The sequence below is a fragment of the Streptomyces sp. NPDC002144 genome (assembly GCF_053593695.1).
The window spans coordinates 1-1,415 of sequence record NZ_JBSFDB010000165.1; the positions used below are offsets into that span (position 1 = coordinate 1).

A 1,415-nucleotide genomic window follows, 5' to 3' on the forward strand; every position below is an offset into this window, starting at 1 on the left:
TGGCTCCTCGGCCCCTTGGCATGCCCTCAGCTTTGGTCCAGTTCGATCAGCCACCAACAACGTCCAAAACCACGGAGGTTGACAGGGGGAGTCTGTGTCGTCCACCTGATCCGGGCCTCGTTCCGCTACGCGGGCCGCCAGGACTGGGACAAGATCTCCCGCGCACTCAAGCCCGTCTACACGGCTCCCACGGCGAGCGCGGCGGAAGACCGATTCCTGGAGTTCCAGGAGGAATGGGGCGCCAAGTACCCGGCGATCGTGCGGCTTTGGGAGAACGCCTGGGCCGAGTTCGTACCCTTCCTCCAGTTCGACACCGAGATCCGCCGTGTCGTCTGCACCACCAACGCCATCGAGTCGGTCAACGCCCGCATACGAAAAGCCGTCCGCGCCCGCGGCCACTTCCCGAACGAAGCCGCAGCCCTCAAATGCGTCTACATGGCCGTCATGAGCCTCGACCCCACCGGTCAGGGACGCAAACGCTGGACCATGTGCTGGAAGCCCGCCCTGCAGGCCTTCGACATCGCCTTCGACGGCCGACTCTCCCTCGGCCGCCGCTAACTCACACCACCCGAGTTACACCGTCGGCTGGACAGACCCTGTTCTGGCGGCCGACTGAACCCGGCGTACAGCCTGACTCGTCTGCCGCCCCGCATTTCTGCAGGTCAGAGGCCATGTTTACTGACTAAACAAACCCTCGGGGTCGAATCCGGGTCGAATCCGGGCTTTAGGTATCGTCGTTTCTGTCTGCCGCCCATGTGGCATATCCGGGCATTCCGGGTGTCGAATGCGGTCCAGTGTCGCTCTGTAGCAGACATCTCGGATGCTGATGCACTCGGAAGTACATGTACGAGGTGTCCTCAAGTGGCTCCGGTGTGCTGAGTCGTTGATCCGTCGGGAGTGTGCGGCGAGGGATTCCAGGATCTCGTCGGCGGTCCTCGCCTGGACGAAGGGCTCCGGGTCCGCACTCCAAGGCCTGATCCAGGCACGTACGTCCCGCTCCAGCGCGGCGACGCGGCGATGGGTCGCGCGGCGGAGCTTGCGGTTGGTCAGCTCGACGAACCATCGCTCGACGAGGTTGAGCCAGGATGCGCTGGTGGGGTGAAGTGCAGGTGGAAGCGTGGGTGGCGCAGCAGCCACTTGTGCACGGCTGGGGCTCTTGGGGTGACGTCGTCGCAGGCCAGGTCAGGTCCAAGCCCGGTGGGACGGCCCTGTCGATAGCTTTGCGGGACTCCAGGAACCCCCGGTGGTGGTGTTGGCCATCAGCGATCCACTGGACAGCTCCGGCGCTGCGAACAGGCTGGTGGTGCCGTGGCGCGCGTAGTGAGGGGCCACGAGGTTTCCGGACAGGCACCCAATAGGGTTGTCCTGAACAAGGAAACGAGGACGAAGTGGCGCCACCCAGTAAGTACTCGCCG

The 1,415-nt window shown here is 64.4% G+C and carries 1 protein-coding gene; it reads left to right on the plus strand.

Translation table 11 applies throughout. From position 1 onward, the window contains the following. Positions 1 to 558, plus strand: a 558-nt coding sequence (locus ACWCQ1_RS52100) for a transposase (protein ID WP_451030135.1), incomplete at its 5' end; no start/stop codon positions are given. Positions 559 to 1,415 lie beyond the last annotated feature (857 nt).